The sequence below is a fragment of the Xanthomarina sp. GH4-25 genome, from assembly GCF_045363175.1.
GTDB lineage: Bacteria > Bacteroidota > Bacteroidia > Flavobacteriales > Flavobacteriaceae > Xanthomarina.
Genome location: NZ_JBJFLO010000003.1, coordinates 1 through 23906 on the forward strand (window position 1 = coordinate 1; position 23906 = coordinate 23906).

Sequence of the window (23906 nt, forward strand, 5' to 3'; positions counted from 1 at the left end):
CAATTAATTTATACAACGAAATAAGATTACATTTATCTTTAGACTATAAAACACCAAATATGGTATATAAATTATCAGCGTAAATTCAATTTTAACCTGTAGCCATATTTCAGGACAAGACATTAAAACCAGCCACTAACCAATGATAAAATTCTTTAGAAAAATTCGCCAAAATTTAGTTTCTGAAAATAAATTCAGTAAGTATCTGATTTATGCAATCGGAGAAATAATTCTAGTTGTTATTGGAATTTTGATTGCATTACAAATTAATAATTGGAATGAAAATCTTAAACAAGATAAAGAAGAAATAACTATACTCGAGAATTTAAAAAAAAACTTAATTCTAGCAAAAAACCAGTCTGACTCTTTAATTTCCTATGAAAAAAGATTGATTAAAGACATAATAACTGTAATCAATTATGAATCCAATAATTTACTAATTAACAAAGACAGTACTAGAGCTGTAACATTCAAAAATGCTTTATGGAATCTAGATAGTCATCTGCTTGTCGTAAATGCTTATGAAGATTTAAAAAACACCAATAAATTAGAACTTATAAAAAACCAAGGTTTAAAAGAAAAATTCACAAGTTTAGAAATTAACTTAATTGAACTTAAAATAATGTTAGACGATAGATTAAATTTTCAGCAAATTCGAATGGATAATATTGCTGAAAATGACATCAACTTTATTCCATTTTTAAAATCTTCTTTTCCAACTATAGATATTTCTAACGAAAAGTCGAATGATTATAGTAAAATATTGAGCAATCAACGCATTAGAAACCTTCTTGGTATTAAATTATTTATGACTAAAGATATTCTTATCTCTAAAGAAAATCTTGATAGAGAAATTAAAGATTTGATATCATTAATAGAAATGGAAGTAAAGAAAAAAAAATAACGAAAGCACAACAACGTGTATAATTAATGGCTAGTACTCGCCTACTTGGAAATTCCTTTGGAATTTCATCTAGTTGGTTTTAGTTCTCCTCTTTTCTTCTGTTAAATTAATAAATAAAGAAAACCGTTGTGTAACATTTTGACCCGTCCTAAAATTAGGCTACATAATTTTAACAATAGTTTTGACACCGATATAATTCATTTATTTACCGTTTAGAACAGAAAAGCAAATTTGGAGAAATCATAAATCTGCATTTTGAAAAGAAAAAGAATTTTAAAATAGGGAGATATTTTTTAGAGGCAAGTGTTTTTATTGTAAAGTTTTGGGTGATTTTCAGTTCATTTGTTCGACCTATGTTTAACCTACACAAAATAAAAAAGCCTTACGTCTCCGTAAGGCTTGATTTTACTAGTGGTCCCACTTGGGCTCGAACCAAGGACCACCTGATTATGAGTCAGGTGCTCTAACCAACTGAGCTATGGGACCAATTAACATTGCTGCTAATTTTTACTCTTCTTTAAAAGAGTGTGCAATATTACTACATATTTTCAAAGGCTGCAAGATTTTTTATTCCTTTATCTCTTGACATAGCTCGATAAGAACACCATTTGAAGATTTTGGATGTAAAAACGCTACCAGTTTATTATCTGCCCCTTTTTTTGGGGTGTCGTTCAAAACAATAAATCCTTCGTTTTTTAATCGGGTTATTTCAGCTTGAATATCAGTAACATCAAAGGCTATGTGGTGGATACCTTCCCCTTTATTTTCAATAAACTTTGCAATTGGGCTATCTGGTTTTGTAGCCTCTAATAATTCAATTTTATTTTCTCCTATCTGGAAAAATGATGTGTTAACACCTTCGCTTGCTACTTCTTCAATTTTATAATGTGATTTACCAAATAACTTGGAAAACAAATCGTTAGAAGCTTCTAAATTTTTAACTGCAATACCTATGTGTTCAATCTTATTCATATTTTATCTTAATCTCATTTCATTCCCCTAAAGAAGGGAATTTTAATTAATACTTTTATAGTAAGTTACGAATTTTCAGTTCAAAAGTAATATAATCTTTAAATATGGTTATTTTTGCATCATGAAAATCTTAATAGATTTTACAATGAATATCATGAGTCTTAATTTATTAATTAAAAAGGCGTTTTAAATATGAGTATGGAAGAAGAAAGTCAAAGACAAAAAAAGATTGGTTCTGTTTTACAACGCGATTTAGTAGATATCCTTCAAAAAGCAGCCACACAAGGTGGAATGTATGGTATTTTAATATCGGTTTCTAAGGTTAAAGTCACAGTAGATTTATCTGTAGCGAAAGTATATTTAAGTATTTTTCCTAATGATAAAGGTAAAGAACTTATTGAAGGCATTAAATCTAATGCTCCTTTAATTAAGCATGAATTGGCACAACGTACCAAGCACCAATTGAGACGCATGCCTTCTCTTCAGTTTTTTATTGATGATTCTTTGGAATACATAGATAAAATAGACCAATCTTTAAAAGGTGAAGAAAACCCAATAAACAATCCAGACTTGTTAGGAAAACGTAAAAAATCGTAATCGGTTTTAAAAAAACCTTCATAATGGAAGCCTTTTGTCAGTTAAATTTGTTTTAACTGTTATAATTTATGAACTTCTCACTCTACATAGCTAAACGTTACCTGCTTTCTAAAAGCTCTAACAATGCTATTAATTTTATTACCATAATTGCAGCAATTGGAGTCATTTTAGGTGCTGCATCACTGTTTATTGTACTTTCTGGTTTTGCTGGATTAAAAGATTTTACACTCCAATTTACTTCTGTAATCGACCCAGATTTGAAAGCTGAAGCTTCAGTTGGGAAATCCTTTTTAATTTCTGAAGATGAGTTTTCTAAGTTGAATAATTTAGAAAGTGTTGCATCCTATTCTAAAATTATTGAGGAACGCGTTTTTATAACCTTTGAAGAAAAAAGCTATCCAAATGCCTATATAAAAGGCGTTGATGAAAATTTTGAAATTGTAAATGCTATAGATTCTGTGGTAGTTTTAGGAAGCTGGATCACCCAAAAAACAAACCAGATTGTTTCTGGATGGGGCATTGCTAACACCTTGTCTTTTGGTGTGTTGGACTATGGAAAGCGTATCAATTTATATGTTCCAAAACCTGGAAAAGGACAAATAACATCTGCAAATCAAGCCTTCAATACGTTTAATGCTGTAAGTGTTGGCGTGTTTGATGTAAATGAAAATCTAAACGATAAATATATTTTTGCTCCAATAGATATGGCTCGAGCCCTTCTTAATTACAAAGAAAATGAAGTTTCTGCTATTGAATTTAAATTAAAAGAAAATGCCACCGAAGAACAAGCACGAAAAGAAATTGCTTCGGTTTTAGGAGATAAAATAATCCTTAAAAATAGTGCGCAATTAAACGATGCACTTTACAAGATGCTAAATACTGAAAATTTAGCCGTATATTTAATATTTACACTCGTATTAATAATTGCATTATTTAATGTGATTGGTTCTATTATTATGATGATTCTGGATAAAAAGAACACCTTAAAAACACTTTTTAACCTTGGAGCAACTATTTCAAACATTAGAAATATTTTCTTTATTCAAGGAAGCTTAATGACGATTGTTGGAGGCTTGATAGGTTTATTCATTGGCTGCCTAATTGTGTGGCTACAAAGTACATTTTCTCTAATAATGATTACCCCTTCTTTACCTTATCCAGTCACTTTAAAAATAGAGAATCTCATTATTGTGTTTCTAACTATTTCTGTTTTAGGCATTATTGCTTCAAAAATAGCTTCAGTTAGGATTTCTAAAAACCTGGTTGAAAATTAAATAAACTGATAACCTGAGAACTCTTCTAAAACTTCATCAAAAGCTGCAAAAACATCTTTCGAGTCGTCACTAGTAACCATTTTCATTCTAAATTCTTTAAAATGTGGTATCCCTTTAAAGTAATTCGTATAATGCCTTCTAGTTTCAAATACGCCCAGGATTTCCCCTTTCCAATCTATGGCCATTTGTAAATGTCTTCTAGCGGCTTCTACACGTTCTTCTAAAGAAACAGGCTCCAAATGTTCACCTGTATTAAAAAAGTGTTTTACTTGTTTAAAAAACCATGGATTTCCAATAGTGGCACGACCAATCATACAACCATCAAGGCCAAAACTATCTCGCATTAACATGGCTTTTTCAGGAGAATCTACGTCTCCATTTCCAAACACAGGAATGTGCATTCTAGGATTGTTTTTTACATCTGCAATAGGTTTCCAATCGGCTTCACCTTTATACATTTGAGCTCGTGTGCGTCCATGAATGGAAATGGCAGCACAACCTACATCTTGAAGTCTTTCGGCTACCTCAACAATTCTTATCGAATCGTGATCCCAACCCAAACGGGTTTTTACGGTTACAGGTAAATTAGTGCGTTTGACCATTTCGGCAGTTAATTGCTCCATCAAACAAACATCTTTTAAAATACCTGCTCCTGCTCCTTTGCTAACCACCTTTTTTACTGGACAACCAAAATTGATATCGATAATGTCTGGATTCGATTTTTCAACAATATCAATGGTTTGCAACATACTTTCTAAATTAGCTCCAAAAATTTGAATCCCAACAGGTCGTTCTTTTTCATAGATATCTAGCTTCATGACGCTTTTAGCAGCATCACGAATCAAGCCTTCACTAGAAATAAATTCTGTGTAAACCACGTCTGCCCCCTGCTCCTTACACAAGGCACGAAAAGGTGGATCGCTAACATCTTCCATTGGCGCTAAAAGCAATGGAAAGTCTGGGAGTTCTATGTTACCTATTTTTACCAAATCTTAAAAGTTGATGTTTGCTTGAATATCTTCGCCATTTCTTTTAACCACGACTTGTGTAGAATCTCCTGCTTTAAAAACAGATAACGCTCTCATATAACTCATCATATCAACCACGGAGCTATCGCCAAGTTTCACAACAATATCTCCTTTTTGTAATCCTGCTTTTTGTGCAGGTTTGTCTTCGCTAATACCATCAACTCGCATACCTTCACCATCGAATAAATAATCTGGAACCACACCTAAACCAACTTTGAAACGTGGCGTTTCTTCACTTTCATTCTTTGTTTTTCTAAAAGCTAGTTTACCATCATCATCTAATTCGGTAATAATATCAAAAATATAATTTGAAATAGCATCCATTCCTTCATAATTCAACTTGTCTGAATCGTCACCAGGTCTGTGATAATCATCATGCTGTCCCGTAAAAAAATGCAATACAGGCATATCTTGTAAGTAAAAAGAAGTGTGATCGCTTGGACCAACACCAGATTCATTTTCAATAAGTTTAAATCCAGGGTTGGTTGCCGATAAGGTTTGCTTCCAACGTGGCGAGGTTCCAACACCATAAACTGCCAAGGTGCTATCTTGTTTTAAGCGTCCAACCATATCCATGTTTATCATGTAATTGGCTTTATTTAAATCTAAAGTGGCATTTTTAGTAAAATAATTTGAGCCTAATAAGCCCATTTCTTCTCCTGAAAAAGCCATAAATAAATAGTTATTAGACGTATTAGCTTTCATTAATTTTGCAGCTAAATCCAACATAACAGCTACGCCACTGGCATTATCGTCTGCGCCATTATGGATGGCTTTTTCCCCTCTATGTAAAGAACCATCGCTACCATAACCTAAATGATCGTAATGTGCGCCAATAATTATCGTGTTTTCTGCTTGATTATCTATATAACCTAAAACATTGGTGCCTGTAATAGTAGAATCTTCTGGATTTACTGTATAATTTACTTCGCTATGTGGATCTGTTTTAGGTTTAAAACTAAAAGCTTGGTAAAACCCTTCGGTGCCTTTTGGTTGCAAGCCGAGTTCTGTAAATCTTTCAACAATATATGCAGCTGCTGCTTGTTCTCCTTTAGTTCCAGTTTCTCTACCTTCTAATGAATCATCTGCTAAAAACGAAACATCCTTTTTTATTTTATTTTCATAGGTATATTCTTGTTTACAACCCCAAAGCGATATAAAAAGAACCAGTAACGATATTTTCTTCATTTTATTAATCTTATTTTTGGCAAAATTATGGAATAATTGCCATTTATTTAAACTTTAATCGATGTCTATGTATTTAAGATTTTTTTATAGCTTTTTATTTTTAGCCTTAATTACGTCATGTAAAAATGATAAAACCCAATCTGCTGATGTCAAATCTGGTGCGACAAAATGGGTGGATACTTTAATTTACTCAGACGAGGTTCATTTCAAATCTTTAAAACAAATCACTTTTGGTGGTGATAATGCAGAAGCATACTGGAGTTTTGATGATAAGCAATTGGTATTTCAGTCTAACAATAAAGCATGGAATGTAGGTTGCGACCAAATGTTTTTAATGAATGCTGATGAAACCTTTAAAGACAACATGCCTCCAATGATTAGTACAGGAAAAGGAAGAACCACTTGTGCTTATTTCTTACCAGATAACAAACATATTATCTATGCTTCTACACATTTAGGTGGCGAAGATTGTCCTGAAACACCTTTACGAAAAAACGGTAAATACATTTGGCCAATTTACGATACTTACGACATTTTTGTTGCAGATTTGGAGGGTAATATTGTAAATCAGCTTACAAATGAGCCTGGATACGATGCAGAACCAACAGTGTCGCCAAAAGGTGATAAAATTGTGTTTACTTCAGATAGAAGTGGTGATATTGAATTATACACGATGAATCTAGATGGTAGCGATGTCAAACAAATTACCTTCGAATTAGGTTATGATGGTGGTGCATTCTTTTCGCCAGATGGTACTAAAATCATTTTCCGTTCTTCTAGACCTAAAACCGAAGAAGACATTAAAGAATATAAAGATTTGTTAGCTGAAGGCTTGGTACAACCAACTGAAATGGAATTATATATTTGTAATGCAGATGGTAGCGATTTACGCCAGCTAACCGATTTAGGAAATGCCAACTGGAGTCCGTTTTTTCATCCTTCTGGTGAAAAGATTTTATTCTCTTCGAATTTTGAGTCCGAACGTGGTTTTCCGTTTAATTTATATATGATTGATTTGGATGGTAAAAACTTAGAGCGAGTAACACATAGCGATACATTTGATGCGTTTCCAGTGTTTTCTAACGATGGTAAAAAATTGATTTTCTCATCTAACAGAAATAATGGTGGTGGACACGATACGAATTTGTTTATTGCTGAGTGGCAGGATTAAAAAGACTGACATTCTGAAATATATAACTCCTGATACCATTATTGCGGAATGGCAAGACTAGAAAGGATTGACTGTCTGAAATAAATCACGATACGAATTTCAGAATAGTGAGATTAAAAAATTAATCTCTTTCTTTAATACGTTCTCTTTCTTTAACAGCTTTTTGGCGTTCGTTTGTTTTTAATATGGTATTACCAAACTTGTACCTAAATCCAAGTTTAACGAATCTGTTATCTAAATCTGTATGATTATAACTTTGTTGGTTTAAATATTCTGTAGTTGTTTCAAAATCTCCTAAATTGAATAGATCTGCTGCACTTAATGAAATAACGGCTTTCTCTTTTAAAATGGTTTTAGAGACAGATAATTCCGATTCTAATCTTGCACCAACATCCCTAAAACCCTGTAAAACCTCAGATTGATAAATAAATGTCAAGTTTACAGACAAGCTTCTATCTTCTAAAAATGAGAAATCGTTACTTAGCACACTATAATTAGACCATTTATCTGCTTCTATAAAACCATTGACTGTATTTTTTTCTTCTTGTGCATTATAAAAAGACGTTACAGCATACATAAACCAAGTGTCTGAAATATTAAAATAAGAAATAATATCAAAACCATACTCTATGGATTTGTCTATATTAACTGGAGCATAAACTAATTGGTTGGTTACATTGTCTTGAAGTGGAAGTTCAATAATAAAATCCTTTTCATTAATATAATAAGCTTCAAGTGTTAAGAAAGAAGTCACTGCAGAGCCTATTACAAAATGGTCTTTATAGGTTGGTTTTAAATTGGGATTACCAACAACCAATGTATTATCATTTAAGAAAAAAGTAAATGGATTTAAATCTTTATAATTAGGTCTTACAATACTTCGCTTATAAGTTGTATAGAAACTACTTACGCCTTCTGCTTGGTATTTAATACTCGCTGTTGGAAACCAATCTAAATAACTTTGTTTATTCGTTTGATTATAAGTTATTGAAGTACCTTTTATGTCTGTTTGCTCCATGCGCAAGCCTGCATTTAGACTCCATTTCCCAAAGGTTTTATCATAGTTAGAATATAAAGCAAAGACATTTTCATTATATTCAAAAGCACTTGAGTTTGCCAAATTTAAAACCTCTTCATTCGTGTTAAAATCATAATCATAACGAGTTATATCGCTATCAGATTGAATACTTGAATATTTAGAACCAGCATCAAAATTCGATGTGTCGTTAATTGGAAGTTTATAATCTAATTGAACCGTAAATATTTGTGTTTTTTGGTTGGCGTCTGTGTTAAAGGCTGTTGGTGCAATAAAAATATTATTCTGGTCGTAATAAATGCTTGAAGATTCTTGAAACCTGTTGTAATCGTAAATGGTAAAATGACTATTAAAAGCCAAGCTGCTTTTTGAGAATTGATGAAGGTAATCTAAGTCGAATCCTAAATTATATTTATCATCGTTAGTTAAATTATCGGCTTCAAATCGAGATTGAAACTCATTATTGGCATTAAAAATATTGGTGTTATTATCAAGCTTATACTTAAAATAAGGTGTCCATAACATGTTTGAGGACACGCTTAACGTATTGTTCTCGTTTAAAAGAAAATCGAGGTTGAAATTCAAGCTATGAGACTTGGTCCAAGTATTTCTATTTGTTGAAGATTTCCATACTTCATCAATTTGATTATTAGTATCGAAGTAATAAACACCATCGTCGTTATCTCTATTTATTTTTTCACTTGTATAACTATAATTAGCAAATAAGTTGATTTTATCGGTTTTAAAATAATTAATCATTCCAAAGTTGTATCTAGGAAAAACACCTTGCGTATAGTTTCCAGAAACACTTCCTCTGTATCCTGTTACCAAGTTTTTACTCATAATAATGTTTATTACCACACCACTTTCTGCATCGTAACTAGCAGAAGGGTTGGTAATAACCTCAACAGATTTAATAGCATTTGCAGGAGAACTTTCTAAGAGTTGCAATAATTCTTCAGTAGATAATTGTACTTTTCTATTATTTATATAAACAGAAGGCGATGATCCTTTTACCATTATATGTCCATCTAAAACCAAAACGCCAGGTGTACTTTTTACAACTTGAAGCAAGGTACCTTCAGAAAGTGCTGTATTTTCAACTCCGAAAACTAATTTATCTGCCTCCTTTTTAATGGTTGGTTTGTTTGCTATAATGTTTACTTCGTCTAAAGCTTCGGTATTTTCATTTAAAATAAGGTCTCCAAGATGGATATCTTCAGTAGAAACCGTAATCGGTTTACTAAAATCGGTATAACCTATAAAACTAATTTTAATTAAATAATTGCCCTGTTTGGTGTTCTTTAGTTCAAAAAAGCCATTGTCATTGGTTGAAGTTCCTTTAATTGCAGTAGAATCTTTAGAAGATAACAAAACAGCATTTGCAAAGTAAATAGGATTGTTTTCTGAGTCTTTAACGTTTCCTGTAATAGATATATCCTGACTTATTATTGTAAAAGGCAGTAGAAAGATAAATAAAAGTAATATGTTTTCTAATTTCAAACTCAAAAGCTTATTTGGGGCTACAAGATAAAAATAGTTTTGCACTTATTTTTACGGAAAAACCATAAATAAATAATTTCATTTAGTTATCCTTTAATATTTAAAGCTATTTTAAAACAATTATATTTGCAAATTAGTTTTGGCTAGAATAGAATTATGAAGCACATTAGAAACTTTTGCATTATAGCACATATTGACCATGGTAAAAGTACCTTGGCAGATAGATTATTGGATTATACTGGAGCTGTTACCGAAAGGGAGAAAAAAGAACAGCTTTTAGATAGCATGGATTTGGAACGTGAACGTGGTATTACTATTAAGTCTCACGCCATTCAAATGGAATATACCTATAAAGGGGAACAATACGTTTTAAATTTAATAGATACGCCTGGCCACGTAGATTTTAGTTACGAAGTATCTAGATCTATTGCTGCATGTGAAGGCGCTTTGTTAATAGTAGATGCTGCGCAAAGTATTCAAGCGCAAACCATATCTAATTTATATTTAGCTTTAGAAAACGATCTTGAAATTATTCCAGTTCTTAATAAAGTCGATTTACCTAGCGCTAATCCAGAAGAAGTAACCGACGATATTGTAGATTTATTAGGCTGTAAGCCAGAAGAAGTTATCCATGCTAGTGGTAAAACCGGATTTGGCGTTGACGATATCTTAGCAGCAATTATAGAGCGTGTTCCTGCTCCAAAAGGTAATCCAGACGAGCCTTTACAAGCATTAATTTTCGATTCTGTTTACAATCCGTTTCGTGGTGTAGAAACCTACTTTAGAGTGAAAAATGGTACCATAAAAAAAGGTCAAAACATTAAATTTATTGCTACTGGAAAAAATTATTTTGCTGATGAAATTGGTACTTTAAAACTGAAGCAATTTCCTAGACAAGAAATTAAAGCTGGAGATGTTGGCTATGTTATTACTGGTATAAAAGAAGCAAAAGAGGTAAAAGTTGGAGACACCTTGACAGATGCTAAAAACCCAACAACCAATGTTATTGAAGGCTTTGAAGATGTAAAACCAATGGTTTTTGCTGGTATTTACCCAGTAGATACAGAAGATTACGAAGAGTTAAGAAATTCTATGGAAAAGCTTCAACTTAATGATGCATCATTAGTTTTTGCACCAGAGAGTTCGGCTGCCTTAGGTTTTGGATTCCGTTGTGGTTTTCTTGGGATGCTCCATATGGAAATTATTCAAGAACGGTTAGAACGAGAGTTCGATATGACTGTAATTACTACAGTTCCGAATGTTAGTTACCACGCTTTTACTAGGAAACATCCAGATGTTCCTGTTATTGTGAATAATCCAACCGATTTACCAGATCCATCCGGTTTAGACCGTGTGGAAGAACCATATATTAAAGCAACTATTATTACAAAGTCTGATTTTGTTGGAAACGTTATGTCTTTATGTATTGAAAAAAGAGGAATGGTTCTTAATCAAACGTATTTAACAACAGAACGTGTTGAGATGACATTCGATATGCCTTTAGCAGAAATTGTATTCGATTTCTACGATAGATTAAAGACTGTTTCAAAAGGATATGCCTCTTTCGATTACCATCCTATTGGTATGAAAACATCAAAATTAGTTCGTGTAGATATTTTACTAAATGCACAGCCTGTCGATGCGCTTTCGGCTTTAATTCATGCAGATAACGCCCATAGTATTGGTAAAAAAATGTGTGAAAAGTTAAAAGAACTTATTCCACGTCAACAATTCGATATTCCTATTCAAGCTGCTATTGGAGCAAAAATTATAGCTAGAGAAACTATTAAAGCGCTTCGTAAAGATGTAACGGCAAAATGTTATGGAGGAGATATTTCCAGAAAACGTAAACTTCTAGAAAAGCAGAAAAAAGGTAAAAAACGTATGCGCCAAGTAGGTAATGTTGAAATACCACAACAAGCGTTTATGGCTGTTTTAAAACTGAATGATTAAATAGCAATTACACTAAAAATATAAACTAAGAAAGCTTAAAAAGAGCAAGAAAACTCTTGAAATTTTTAAGCTTTTTTTTAATTAATTGTTAGTTGTTCTCGTGATTTTTTACCCCATTTGTTTCATTCTTTACATTCTCAACATCAAAAGGTTTTCCTATATAGACGAGTTTCCATCCAGGTTCTAAACTTTCTAGAGTTTCTTCTTTATCGGCTTTAACTACAAATAAATCATTTTCATTATTTTTAATGAACAACGGAATAATATCTTGGTCTTTACTAGAAATTTCAATCAAATCGTGATAATGTTCTTTGTCTTTTAATTTAATTTCTTGAATGGAAGGGTATTTATTAATAACGTTGGTTAATGAGTTAAAATCGTCTGTATAAGAAAAGACACCTTCGGTTGGTGTATTTGAAGATTCTAGCATTTCGGTAGAGGTCAATAAACGATAAGACCCATTTTCTCCAAATTTGTCTCCAAATTGTTTAATAGCATACTTATTAATATCTGTATTTCCTGTTAAAGCCAATAAAAAACCCATGTCGTTAAGCTCGATATTATCTAATAATTTATCAGAATAGATGTTGGTATTCATGGCTTCAAGACCAAGCTCGTCTGCTTTGGCTACATTATTCTGATTACTATCTATTAAAACAACATGTCTGCCGTTTTTCTCTAAATAATGAGCTAGTAACCTTGGAAGTTTAGAAGCACCTACAATTAAAATACCTCTAGATTCTGTTAAAAACACACCAACTATTTTAGCAAACATTCTTGCTGTAGTGGCATTAAGTATCACGGTTCCTAACACAATCATAAACACCAAAGGAGTTATATATTCTGCTCCAGGAACACCATCTTCAGCTAATTTCAATCCAAATAACGAAGCAATACCAGCAGCTACAATCCCTCGTGGACCGACCCAACTAATAAACAACTTTTCTTTAAGTTTTAAATTGGAACCTTGAGTGCTTAAAAACACACCTATTGGTCTTAAAACAAATACAACGACTGCAAATAAGATAGCAGTGTTCCAGTTGTAAATTAAAAGTAAATCTTCAAAATTAATATCTGCAGCAAGAAGAATAAAAAGGATGGATATTAATAAAACACTCAAGGATTCTTTAAAATAAAGCAATTCTTTTAAATAAGGAGATTTGGAGTTGCCTAAAACCATTCCCATAACGACTACTGCTAATAAACCAGATTCATGAGCAAACTCATCGGCTAGAATAAAAACGCCTAAAACAGCTGCTAACGAAAACACATTCATTAAATAATGTGGTACCCATTTTTTATTTAAAATTAAATTAAGTCCATGAGCAAAAGTAAACCCAAAAGTAGTACCAAATAACACGATTTTTCCAAATTCTATAAATGCCGTTTTAGTAAACTCTCCTCCTGCATCTACACTAATAAATTCAAATACCAATACAGCAACTAATGCTCCAATAGGATCTATAAGAATGCCTTCCCATTTTAAAACGGCAGAAACATCCTTTTTAAGTGGGATATTCCTTAAAATAGGCGTGATTACGGTGGGACCAGTAACAATAATTAAAGCTGAAAATAAAAAAGAAATCTCCCAACTTAAGTAAAAAATATAATGTGCAGCAATGGCAGCTCCAAAAAAGGTAACAAGAGATCCTACTGTAATTAACTTAGTAATAACTGGGCCTACATTTTTAATTTCGCCTTTTTTAAGAGTTAAACCTCCTTCAAATAAAATAATACTGATGGCTAAGGACACAAAGAAAAACAAACTACCACCTGGAAAAAGGCCTTCTTGACCGTTCCATCTAGGCTCTATCCACTTGGTACCATCATCACTTAAAAATTCTGCTGCAATGGGCCCTACAAATAAACCAATAAGAATTAAAGGTAAAATGGCTGGTATTTTGAGTTTCCATGCAACCCATTGTGCTAATATTCCAAGGATAATAATACCTGCTAATTCTACCATATAAGATTCTAAGTTAGATAAACAATTATAAAAAAACTATGGCAAAATAATGCTTTTTTATTTTACAATTATAAATTCCATCATATTAACAAGTTAAAAAATCAAGAAAAGAAATATCAAAGATTAAGAGATTAATCCTCACTTTTAGATTCAGACATGTAGAACAAACGCTTTAAACTCTTTTTAAGTAGTATAAATCTATACAGTCCAATAATAAAAAAAAGGGCAGAAAACACTAATGACAATAATCCTAGAAATCTAAAATTTGGAAAGGGAAAATCCTTAAGTTGAAAAAAAGCAATACCACCTAGTAATAGATATAAAGAGGACCTGATGTAAGATAATAAAGTGCGCTCATTAGCCAATCTGGTTCTTTCTATGGCTAAATAGTCTCTTAAGATAACTTCTTCATCTGGTTTAAAATCTCGCCCAAACCGAAGAAGCTTCAATTTTTTAATTTTTAATGGATTCGGATTTAGTGGTTTCATAAATGGTTTTTTATAAAATTATAATTAATATTTATCAGCAACAAATTAATTATCCTTTAACATGCCATATTCAAATGTTAAAAAACATCTAATATCAAGACATAATTTTCACTTATATGAAGGGTTTTAGTAATTTGCATTCATTATGAATTTATACCCAATTGAATCTGGAAATTTTAAGTTAGATGGTGGCGCCATGTTTGGCGTGGTTCCTAAATCTTTGTGGCAAAAAACCAATCCTGCAGATAAGCATAATATGATAGACATTGCAGCTAGATGTTTATTAATTGAAGATGGTAATAAACTTATTTTAATTGATACAGGAATGGGTAACAAACAAAGTGATAAATTTTTTGGTTACTATTACTTATGGGGAAATGATACCATAGACAAATCCTTAAAACAATATGGATTTCATCGAGATGATATTACCGATGTATTTATGACGCATCTTCATTTTGACCACTGTGGTGGCTCTGTTCAATGGAACAAAGACAAAACTGGGTACGAACCTGCTTTTAAAAATGCCCATTTTTGGAGCAATCAAGACCATTGGAATTGGGCAACTATTCCAAACAATAGAGAAAAAGCCTCTTTTCTTAAAGAGAATATTCTACCAATGGAAGCAAGTGGGCAATTAAAATTCACAGAACTTCCTAAAACAAATACATTAAAAAATTCGAAATTAGGTTTTGATATTTTCTTTGCAAATGGTCATACAGATAAACAAATGATTCCCATGATAAATTACAAGGGAAAAACCATCTGTTTTATGGCAGATTTGTTACCTACAGCCGGCCATCTACCTATCCCTTTTGTAATGGGTTACGACACAAGACCTTTATTAACTTTAGATGAAAAAGAAAAATTCCTGAATTTAGCGGCAGATAATAATTATTACTTATTTTTGGAGCACGATGCACATAACGAGATTATTACAGTAAAACACACTGAAAAAGGCGTGCGACTTAATAACGTTTATACTTGTAATGATATTTTTAACTAACACTTAATATTAAAATGAAATTAATTAAACCTTTATTCCTTTCTGCTCTTATAGCTACAACGTTAGCTAGTTGTGGTGGTGGTGCTGAAATAGTTTCAACACCTGTTGAAAACATTGATTCTGTTGCATTAAAAGTTTCAGAATTAACAGAAAATGAAAAACACACTTGGGGACATTTAGATCTTGTTAAAGACACCATCCCTGGAATGAGCGTAGAAAAAACGTATGCTGAAATAATTAAAACCAAAAAAGGACAAACTGTTATTGTAGCAGTAATAGATTCTGGTATCGATATTGAACACGAAGACTTAAATGGTGTGGTTTGGACCAACGAAAAAGAAATAGCTGGAAATGGTATTGACGATGATAAAAACGGCTATGTAGACGATATTCACGGTTGGAATTTTCTTGGAGATGCATACGATGAGCAATTAGAATATGTAAGAATTCTTGCAAGTGGAGACACAACTAATCCTGATTTTGAAAGAGCCCAAGCAGAATATGATAAAGAATATGAAGAAACAACTGCTAGAAAAGCGCAATACGATCAAATTTACCAACAAGTTAAAGATGCTAACGATGTCATCTCTGAACATTTAGGGAAAGAAGATTATACTGCTGATGATGTAAGTGCTATTGAATCTGAGGATGAAGCTATTACTAATGCTGTTGGTGTTATGAATTTTATGTATGGTAATGGTTTCGACAATACTCAAGATGCATTAAAATCTATTAAAGGTGGTGTAGAATATTTTACCGATAAATTAAACGCGAACATTAATTTAGATTTCAAGGGTAGAACAACAGGAGACGACCCTAACGATTTATCTGATGTTGGTTACGGAAATGGTAACGTACTGCCTTCAGAAAAAGGAGAAAGTCATGGAACTCACGTAGCAGGTATAATTGCTGCAGAACGTGGTAATGGTTTAGGTGTAGATGGCGTTGCTAATAATGTAAAAATTATGAGTTTAAGAGCTGTTCCAAATGGCGATGAGTACGATAAAGATATTGCTTTAGCAATTAGATACGCAGTAGATAATGGGGCAAAAGTAATTAACGGAAGTTTTGGTAAATACTATTCTACACATAGTGATTGGGTAAGAGATGCCATTGCTTACGCTGGTAAAAACGATGTGGTATTTGTTAATGCTGCTGGAAACGAAGGTTTAGATTTAGACCAAAAAGAATGTTATCCTAACGATCAAGTAAATAATGGTCCAGAAGTATCAACTACTTTTATTACCGTTGGAGCTTTAGAACCAAAATATGGTTCTGGAATGGTTGCTGGTTTTTCTAACTACGGAAAAATTAATGTAGATGTTTTTGCTCCTGGTGCAAAAATATACTCTACTACTCCAGAAAATGAATACGATACGAAAGGTGGTACATCCATGGCTGCTCCTGCAGTTGCTGGTGTTGCTGCCCTTATTCGTTCTTACTACCCTAAATTATCTGCTACTCAAGTAAAACAAATCATCCTAGATTCTGGTTTGGCTTTATCAACTAAAGTTGTTGTTGGAGGTGATACAGAAGATGTTAGACCTATTGGAGATTTAACAAAGTCTGGTAAAATAGTAAATGCTTATAATGCATTAATTATGGCAGAGCAACTGTCTAAATAAATTTTAAAAATCTAAAAACCTCATCTTCAAAAGTTGAGGTTTTTTTAAATCAATAAAAAAATGAAAAAGTTCTTTTTATGTCTTTTCACTTTAAGTGTTTTTATAGCTTTTAGTAATACTAAAGACCCTGTAACTCCAAACCAAGTTGTTAAACCATTAAATTCTACGTCTTATTGGCAACAACATGTAGATTATAAAATAGATATCACCATGGATGTTAACAACTATAGATATACTGGTACTCAAAATTTAGTTTATACCAACAACTCTCCAGACGTGCTTCATAGAGTATATTATCATTTATACTTTAATGCTTTTCAACCTGGTAGTGAAATGGATGTGAGATCTCAAACCATTGCAGATCCAGACGATCGTGTTGGAGATAGAATTGGAAACTTAACACCCGAAGAAATTGGGTATCTTAAAATAACCTCTTTAAAACAAGATGGTATTATTTTAAATTACGATGTGGTAGGAACTGTTTTAGAAGTGCAATTAAACAAGCCTATTCAACCAGGTGAAAAAGTAACTTTCGATATGATATTTAACGGTCAAGTACCTTTACAAGTTCGTCGTTCTGGAAGAGATAGTGCTGAAGGTGTTGCGTTGTCTATGACGCAATGGTATCCTAAATTAGCAGAATACGATTTTGAAGGTTGGCATGCAGATCCTTATATAGGAAGAGAATTTCATGGTGTTTGGGGAGATTTTGATGTCACTATCAACATCGATAAAAACTATGTAATTGGTGGTACTGGTTACCTTCAAAATCCAAACGAAATTGGTCATGGTTACGAAACAGGTAAAGTAAAACAACCAAAAGGAGATATGCTTTCATGGCATTTTAAAGCTCCTAATGTTCACGATTTTACTTGGGCTGCAGATCCAGAATTTATTCACGATCAAATGCAAGTTCCTAATGGTCCCATGTTACATTTCTTTTATAAAAAGACTTTAGAAGCTGAATATCTAGAAAACTGGAAAAAGTTACAACCAAAAACGGTTGAGTTAATGAATTACTTTAGCGAAAATATAGGCAAATATCCTTACAATCAATACTCCGTAATTCAAGGAGGAGATGGAGGTATGGAATACGCTATGTGTACTTTAATTACTGGAAAACGTAAATTTGGAAGTTTAGTGGGTGTTACAGCACACGAATTAGCGCACACATGGTTTCAGTTCTTATTAGCTACAAACGAGCTTAAACATTACTGGATGGACGAAGGATTTACTAGCTATATTAGCGATTACGCTATGGATGCTGTTATGGAAACCAATAAAGAAAACCCAGCAGCAGGTTCTTATAGAGGTTATATTTATCTAGCAACATCTGGAAAAGAACAACCCTTAACAACACAAGCAGATCGTTTTGAATTTAATCAAGCATACGGATTAGCAGCCTATGTGAAAGGTGAAGTGTTTTTAGCACAATTAGGCTACGTTATAGGTCAAGATAATTTAAATGCCACTTTAAAAAAGTATTTTAAAGATTTTGCGTTTAAACATCCAACACCAAACGATTTTATTCGTTCAGCTGAAAAAGTTACCAATTTTGAATTAGATTGGTATTTAATGGATTTTGCTCAAACTACAAACACTATTGATTATAGCGTAAAAGCAGTAAGTGATAAAACCATAACTTTAGAGCGCATAGGTCTTATGCCAATGCCTATAGACTTAACTGTTACTTATACAGATGGCACTACAGAAGATTATTACATACCATTACGTATGATGCGTGGTAAAAAACCAACAACAGCAACAACTATTTCTAATTGGGCTTGGGCTTTTCCAACATATACGTTTGAAACATCTAAAACCATTAAATCTGTGCAAATAGACCCAAAAGAAGGGATGGCAGATATTAATAAAGAGAATAATAAATTTGAAATGTAGATTAAATAAATCTTAATTCAATAAAACAAAACCACTTGAGAATTTCAAGTGGTTTTTTATTTTGTTTCTATTTAACTTGATAGACATGTATTAAGGATTGCTGGTATTTGTTACATTTGCTTTCTAAATATGAACGCAACATATTCACATAAAGAAAAACTTAAAAGCGAAAAACTTATTTCGCAATTGTTTCTGGAAGGAAAGTCCGTTTCGGCTTATCCATTAAGAATGGTATATTTAAAAACCACACATAATGATGCCATAAAAGTAAAAGCAGGTGTGTCTGTTTCTAAAAGAAATTTTAAAAATGCAGTCGATAGAAACCGAATAAAACGTTTATTACGGGAAGCCTATAGATTGCAAAAAGGCGCTTTTTTTAACAACATGACAACACAATATGCGTTAATGATTTTGTACATTGGAAAAGAAAAACCAACTTACGCTGAAGTTGAAGCAAAAATGACCCAACTGTTGCAGAAATTTGTTGAAAATAGTTTAAAAGAATAGATTTAGAATGAAAAACAGACTTAAAAGACTCATTATCGTTCCAGTATTAGCTGCAACTATATTTATAACTGGATCTGCCTTTCAAAACGATTTTTTTGAAATAGCCAAGCAAATAGAAATTTTCACCACCTTATTCAAAGAAATTAATATGAATTATGTGGACGAAACCAATCCTGCAGATTTAATGGATACTGCCATAAAAGGTATGCTTAAAGATCTGGATCCTTATACCAATTTTTATAACGAACAAGATGTTGAAGCTGAACGCATACGAAGAACAGGAGATTATACTGGTATTGGAGCTAAAGTAAGAACGCTACATGATAGACTGGTAATTGTTGAGCCTTATAAAGATTATCCTGCAGACAAAGCTGGTTTAAAAGCTGGAGACGAAATTATTAAAATTGGAGATATTGTTATTGATTCTTATGAAGATGATGCAGGCGACTTATTAAAAGGCACTTCAAACTCGACTATAGAAGTCACCTATTTAAGACAAGGAAAAGAAAACAAAGCAACCATAACACGTTCTGAAGTTGAAATAGATGCAGTGCCTCATTTCTCGATGATAGACGATAAAACTGGCTACATTGTTTTAAGTACATTTAATAGCAAAGCATCCTCACAAACAGGTTATGCACTTAAAGATTTAAAAGCTCAAGGCGCCGAAAGTATCATTTTAGATCTTAGAAACAATCTTGGAGGCTTGCTTCACGAAGCTGTTAATGTGGTAAATTTATTTGTTAAAAAAGGGCAATTAGTAGTTACCACAAAATCTAAAGTAAAAAAGTATAACAGAACTTATTACACGACAAAAGATGCTGTAGATACCGAAATCCCTTTAGTTGTTTTAATAAATGGTAGTAGTGCATCTGCTAGCGAGATTGTTTCAGGCTCTCTACAAGATTTAGACAGGGCTGTGATAGTAGGTTCGCGTAGTTTTGGAAAAGGCTTGGTGCAACGTCCAAAACCACTTACTTATGGAACCCAATTAAAAATAACCATTTCTAGATATTACACACCTTCTGGACGTTGTATTCAAGCTTTAGATTATTGGAATAGAGACGATAAAGGTAATGCTGTAAGAATTGAGAGTAAAGAATATCATGAATTTAAAACTAAAAATGGTCGTCCAGTTTTTGATGGTGGAGGCGTCCTACCAGACGAAGCTTTAGAAATTTCTAAAAATTCTGCTATTACAAATGCTATTATTGAAGATTTTTTAATTTTCGATTTTGCAACAGATTATTATTACAAGCATCCTAATATTTCAGATGTTAATCAATTGGAATTATCTAATACCGATTTTAAAGACTTTAATAATTATCTATCAACAAACAACTTTTCGTTTATAACAGAAACTGAAAAAGCTTTAAATAAAGTATTAGAAAGTGCTAAAAAAGAAGACTTAGACGATAATATAAAAACAGATTATAATACCTTATTAACCAATTTAAATAATTCAAAAGAATTGGCTATTTCAGAAAATAAAGATCAGATTCTATACTTATTAACAGACGAAATAGTTAAACGTTATGCCTACAGAGAAGGTTTATTTGAATATTATAAAATTCATAATCCAGAAATTAAAAAAGCGACTGAAATCCTTTCAAACCCTATAAAATACAAAGGTTATTTAAGGTAAATTTAGTTCTATTGAAATAGTCGTAGTAAATACTTATATTTACTTGAAATTTCATGTGCCTCTTATGAAAAAACTCTTAATTATAACATTCCTTTTTATTGGTTTTTGTGTGTCTGCTCAAACTGAGTTAACACATGAGGTTTATTTTGAAACCGATGAATTTGAAGTTCCAGAAACCGAACATAATAGACTACTCATGTTCCTTTCTAAGATTGAAGGGTTAGACATAGAAAAAATATCTATTTACGGGTTTACAGACGATAGAGGAAGTGATTCTTATAACCTGGTACTTTCTCAAGAACGTGCTAACGCTATTAAAACCATATTTTCTAATAACGAATTTGATGAAACCATTATTACAAACGTAGATGGAAAAGGGAAGATTCTAGTCAAACTTATTAAAGAGGAAGATCTTAATAAAATAAGAGGTTTAAATCGAAAAGTTGAAATCATTGTTCAACCTTATAACCCTCCAAGAGAACTTAAACAACCTGAAAAGAAAAATGTTGCCGAATCTTTAAAAGATGATAAATTAAAAGCTGGCGATAAGATTTTACTAGAAAACATTTTGTTTAAAACAGGATATAGTGTCTTACTTCCAGAATCTAAAAAAACGTTAGAAGAGATGGCAGATGTTATGGTTGAAAGAAAAGATATTTACTTTACTATTCAAGGCCATGTATGCTGTACACAAAACAGTAGAGATGCCATAGATAGAAAAACCAAACAACGGAATCTATCTGTAGCAAGAGCTAAATATATTTACGATTATTTAGCCAAAAAAGGCATCGATAAAAGACGTATGAAATATGTTGGTATGCGTAGAAAATTTCCTCTTGGTGGCGAACCAAAATTCGATAGACGTGTGGAAATTTTAATTACTTATGTTGGTGAAACCAGACAAAGAAATTAAGTTTTTATCATGGCCATATGTGGAATACCATCTTCTAAATATTCCTCACCAGTTTCAATAAAACCTAACTGATTATAAAAAATTTTTAAATAACATTGAGCCGAAATTTTAATAATGGTTTCATCAAAATTTTCTTTTATAGCAGTTATAGAAGCTTTCATAATATCATAACCATATTTATGCTGTCTTTGGTTTTTAGAAACCACAACGCGTCCTATACTTGACTCTTTAAAATAATCTCCAGGTTTAAAAACACGTGTGTATGCTACTAATGTAGTGTCTTTATAACCTAATACATGGTAGGCTTTTTTATCTTTACCATCCACATCTTGATACACGCAATCTTGTTCTACTACAAATACTTCAGCACGTAATTGAAGGACATCATAAAGCTCTTGTGTGGTTAATTCTTTAAACGTTTTTGTAGTAATTTCAAGCATAACTTTCGTATTAATCCTGAACAATAATTTCTTTAGGATCTTCTTTTTTATATTCTGGTTGAATGGTCACATGGTTGATATTAAACGTGTCGTGTAACACACGTTCTATATCTACTAACAATATATTAAATTCTTGTGTGGTTATGTTTTCTTCTAAATCTAAATGAGCCTCTAAATGCAACTCATCATCACTTAAATTCCAAATATGGACATGATGTAATTTTTTAACTTTTGGTAACTGATTTACAATTCTAACCACCTCTTTTATATTGATGTGGTCAGGCGTGAATAACATAAGCATTTTTGTAGAGGTTTTTAATAAATCGTAACCTACAATAATTAAATACATAGCTATTAAAAAAGTTAATACACTATCTACCCAAAACAATAGATAATATTTCATTAGCAAACCACCAATCAAAACAGCTACACTTGCTAACATATCTGTTAGTAAATGCAAATAAGCCGACCGAATGTTAATGTTATTTTTTGATTCTTTTTTAAGTAATAGTACACTCAAGCCATTAGCAAAAATAGCTATCAACGACAACCAAATAACCAGATTAGATTCAATTTCTTGAGGGTCTTGAAACCGTTTTACAGCTTCAATAATCAATAAAATAGCAACAATTATTAAAGTGGCAGCATTAATAAAAGCAGCTAGAATTTCAGCACGTTTATAACCAAAAGTTCTATTTATAGAGGCTTTACGTTTTGATAATTTTGAGGCAACATAACTAACTACTAAAGATATTACATCGCTAAAATTATGTAAAGCATCACTTAATAATGCCAAACTTCCAGAAACAATACCACCAATAATTTGTGCAGCAGTAATTAAGATGTTTAAAAAAATGGAAATTAATAGGTTTCTATCTTTAACATCTTTATAATCATGAATATGGTTGTGCTGCGAATGACTCATTTAACAAGACAGAGGAATTTTATTCACTCGTGTTTCGTGTCGTCCTCCTTCAAAGGCTGTTTCTAAAAACGTATCTACCATTTCTATAGCTTGAGGTAAAGCTGTAAACCTTGCTGGAATACTTAATATATTTGCATTGTTATGTTGTCTTGCAAGTGCTACAATTTCTTTTGTCCAACATAATGCAGAACGTACACCTTGATGCTTATTAGCAGTCATATTAGCGCCATTACCACTCCCACAAATTATAATACCAAAATCTACTTTTTGAGATTCAACATCTTTTGCTACTGGATGTACAAAATCTGGATAATCTACACTATCACTCGTGTTTGTTCCATGGTTAGTAACTGTAAATCCTTTAGCTTCTAAATGTTTTATTACAGCAAGCTTGTAATCTGTTCCAGCGTGATCGTTACCAATTGAAATTTTCATTTTTTAAGTTGTGTTTTTGTTAATGTAAAGGTACAAAATGTAGGTATATAGCTTATCATTTTTTATATCTTTAGTAAATGGTTTTTTATAATTGTTAATAGCTTACTATAATAAATCTCACAACCTGTTAATAACTGTTTATAATTAATTAAAACTAAAACTGGGTTTATTCAATAAATTTTACAAGCAAGAATTGGGTTGAAACCACCAAAATATAACTCATGTATTTTTAGACAAGTTTTCAGACATAAATTTTAGTTTATAAACACAAAAACTTAAAATATTTATGAATAATATATCGTAAATAATGGTTATCAACAGTTGTTAATAGTAAAATTAAAACCATTAAAAATTAACCATTTAGATAGCTAATAACTTGTTAATAGAACTTAATAAGTCATATATCAAACTATAACTTCATAAAGTTATAA

Annotated in this window: 20 protein-coding genes and 1 tRNA gene; 11 read left to right on the forward strand and 10 right to left on the reverse strand. The window is 31.9% G+C overall.

Annotated elements, in window-relative coordinates:
• The first annotated feature begins 142 nt into the window (after positions 1–142).
• Positions 143–904, forward strand: a complete 762-nt coding sequence (locus tag ACI5KZ_RS04570) for a DUF6090 family protein (protein WP_406847043.1) — start codon at positions 143–145, stop codon at positions 902–904.
• Between the two features lie 412 nt (positions 905–1316).
• On the opposite strand, the gene ACI5KZ_RS04575 is transcribed toward ACI5KZ_RS04570, so the two are convergent.
• Together ACI5KZ_RS04575 and mce are read right to left on the reverse strand one after the other, a co-directional pair.
• Positions 1317–1390, reverse strand: a tRNA-Ile gene (locus ACI5KZ_RS04575).
• 81 nt (positions 1391–1471) lie between these two features.
• Positions 1472–1876 (reverse strand): methylmalonyl-CoA epimerase, encoded by a 405-nt coding sequence (mce, locus tag ACI5KZ_RS04580; RefSeq protein WP_109309164.1) that lies wholly within the window; start codon positions 1874–1876, stop codon positions 1472–1474.
• A 192-nt stretch (positions 1877–2068) separates the two neighbouring features.
• Between mce and rbfA the strand changes: the two genes are divergently transcribed.
• Together rbfA and ACI5KZ_RS04590 are read left to right on the forward strand one after the other, a co-directional pair.
• Positions 2069–2473: a 30S ribosome-binding factor RbfA gene (rbfA, locus tag ACI5KZ_RS04585; protein WP_109309165.1), complete on the forward strand. Its 405-nt coding sequence runs from the start codon at positions 2069–2071 to the stop codon at positions 2471–2473.
• A 68-nt stretch (positions 2474–2541) separates the two neighbouring features.
• Positions 2542–3747: an ABC transporter permease gene (locus tag ACI5KZ_RS04590; protein WP_406847044.1), complete on the forward strand. Its 1206-nt coding sequence runs from the start codon at positions 2542–2544 to the stop codon at positions 3745–3747.
• On the opposite strand, the gene dusB is transcribed toward ACI5KZ_RS04590, so the two are convergent.
• Together dusB and ACI5KZ_RS04600 are read right to left on the reverse strand one after the other, a co-directional pair.
• Entirely contained in the window at positions 3744–4736 is a 993-nt protein-coding gene (gene dusB / locus ACI5KZ_RS04595) for a tRNA dihydrouridine synthase DusB (protein ID WP_406847045.1), read from the reverse strand. The two genes, ACI5KZ_RS04590 and dusB, sit on opposite strands and share 4 nt — an antisense overlap.
• 3 nt (positions 4737–4739) lie before the next feature.
• The gene (locus ACI5KZ_RS04600; protein ID WP_406847046.1) at positions 4740–5963 is read right to left on the reverse strand and encodes a M28 family peptidase; all 1224 of its coding nucleotides are present in this window, start codon (positions 5961–5963) and stop codon (positions 4740–4742) included.
• A gap of 61 nt (positions 5964–6024) precedes the next feature.
• Here ACI5KZ_RS04600 and ACI5KZ_RS04605 point away from each other — a divergent pair, with 61 nt between their 5' ends.
• A complete protein-coding gene (locus ACI5KZ_RS04605; protein ID WP_109309169.1) occupies positions 6025–7134 on the forward strand; it encodes a PD40 domain-containing protein in 1110 nt (369 codons plus the stop codon).
• Between the two features lie 121 nt (positions 7135–7255).
• On the opposite strand, the gene ACI5KZ_RS04610 is transcribed toward ACI5KZ_RS04605, so the two are convergent.
• The gene (locus ACI5KZ_RS04610; RefSeq protein WP_406847047.1) at positions 7256–9673 is read right to left on the reverse strand and encodes a TonB-dependent receptor domain-containing protein; all 2418 of its coding nucleotides are present in this window, start codon (positions 9671–9673) and stop codon (positions 7256–7258) included.
• 156 nt (positions 9674–9829) lie between these two features.
• Between ACI5KZ_RS04610 and lepA the strand changes: the two genes are divergently transcribed.
• Positions 9830–11626 (forward strand): translation elongation factor 4, encoded by a 1797-nt coding sequence (gene lepA / locus ACI5KZ_RS04615; protein ID WP_109309170.1) that lies wholly within the window; start codon positions 9830–9832, stop codon positions 11624–11626.
• Between the two features lie 88 nt (positions 11627–11714).
• On the opposite strand, the gene ACI5KZ_RS04620 is transcribed toward lepA, so the two are convergent.
• Positions 11715–13592: a sodium:proton antiporter gene (locus ACI5KZ_RS04620; RefSeq protein ID WP_109309171.1), complete on the reverse strand. Its 1878-nt coding sequence runs from the start codon at positions 13590–13592 to the stop codon at positions 11715–11717.
• A gap of 131 nt (positions 13593–13723) precedes the next feature.
• A complete protein-coding gene (locus ACI5KZ_RS04625; RefSeq protein WP_406847048.1) occupies positions 13724–14080 on the reverse strand; it encodes a DUF202 domain-containing protein in 357 nt (118 codons plus the stop codon).
• A 145-nt stretch (positions 14081–14225) separates the two neighbouring features.
• Between ACI5KZ_RS04625 and ACI5KZ_RS04630 the strand changes: the two genes are divergently transcribed.
• The 6 genes from ACI5KZ_RS04630 (at position 14226) to ACI5KZ_RS04655 (ending at position 21675) form a co-directional block, all read left to right on the forward strand.
• The gene (locus ACI5KZ_RS04630; protein ID WP_109309172.1) at positions 14226–15086 is read left to right on the forward strand and encodes an MBL fold metallo-hydrolase; all 861 of its coding nucleotides are present in this window, start codon (positions 14226–14228) and stop codon (positions 15084–15086) included.
• Positions 15087–15100: 14 nt separating this feature from the next.
• On the forward strand, positions 15101–16711 hold the full coding sequence (locus tag ACI5KZ_RS04635) for a S8 family peptidase (protein WP_406847049.1): 1611 nt from the start codon (positions 15101–15103) through the stop codon (positions 16709–16711).
• Between the two features lie 60 nt (positions 16712–16771).
• Positions 16772–18610, forward strand: a complete 1839-nt coding sequence (locus ACI5KZ_RS04640) for a M1 family metallopeptidase (RefSeq protein ID WP_406847050.1) — start codon at positions 16772–16774, stop codon at positions 18608–18610.
• 129 nt (positions 18611–18739) lie between these two features.
• Entirely contained in the window at positions 18740–19117 is a 378-nt protein-coding gene (gene rnpA, locus ACI5KZ_RS04645; protein WP_109309175.1) for a ribonuclease P protein component, read from the forward strand.
• 7 nt (positions 19118–19124) lie between these two features.
• Positions 19125–20762, forward strand: coding sequence for a S41 family peptidase (locus ACI5KZ_RS04650; RefSeq protein WP_109309176.1), 1638 nt, complete (start codon positions 19125–19127; stop codon positions 20760–20762).
• A gap of 64 nt (positions 20763–20826) precedes the next feature.
• Positions 20827–21675: an OmpA family protein gene (locus tag ACI5KZ_RS04655; protein WP_406847051.1), complete on the forward strand. Its 849-nt coding sequence runs from the start codon at positions 20827–20829 to the stop codon at positions 21673–21675.
• On the opposite strand, the gene ACI5KZ_RS04660 is transcribed toward ACI5KZ_RS04655, so the two are convergent.
• From ACI5KZ_RS04660 to rpiB, 3 genes are read right to left on the reverse strand one after another with little or no spacing between them, the layout of a single operon-like run.
• Positions 21672–22115, reverse strand: coding sequence for a GNAT family N-acetyltransferase (locus ACI5KZ_RS04660; RefSeq protein ID WP_406847052.1), 444 nt, complete (start codon positions 22113–22115; stop codon positions 21672–21674). The genes ACI5KZ_RS04655 and ACI5KZ_RS04660 overlap by 4 nt on opposite strands.
• A gap of 10 nt (positions 22116–22125) precedes the next feature.
• Complete coding sequence (locus ACI5KZ_RS04665; protein ID WP_406847053.1) at positions 22126–23040, reverse strand: cation diffusion facilitator family transporter; 915 nt, start codon at positions 23038–23040, stop codon at positions 22126–22128.
• The gene (gene rpiB / locus ACI5KZ_RS04670; RefSeq protein ID WP_406847054.1) at positions 23041–23475 is read right to left on the reverse strand and encodes a ribose 5-phosphate isomerase B; all 435 of its coding nucleotides are present in this window, start codon (positions 23473–23475) and stop codon (positions 23041–23043) included.
• Positions 23476–23906 lie beyond the last annotated feature (431 nt).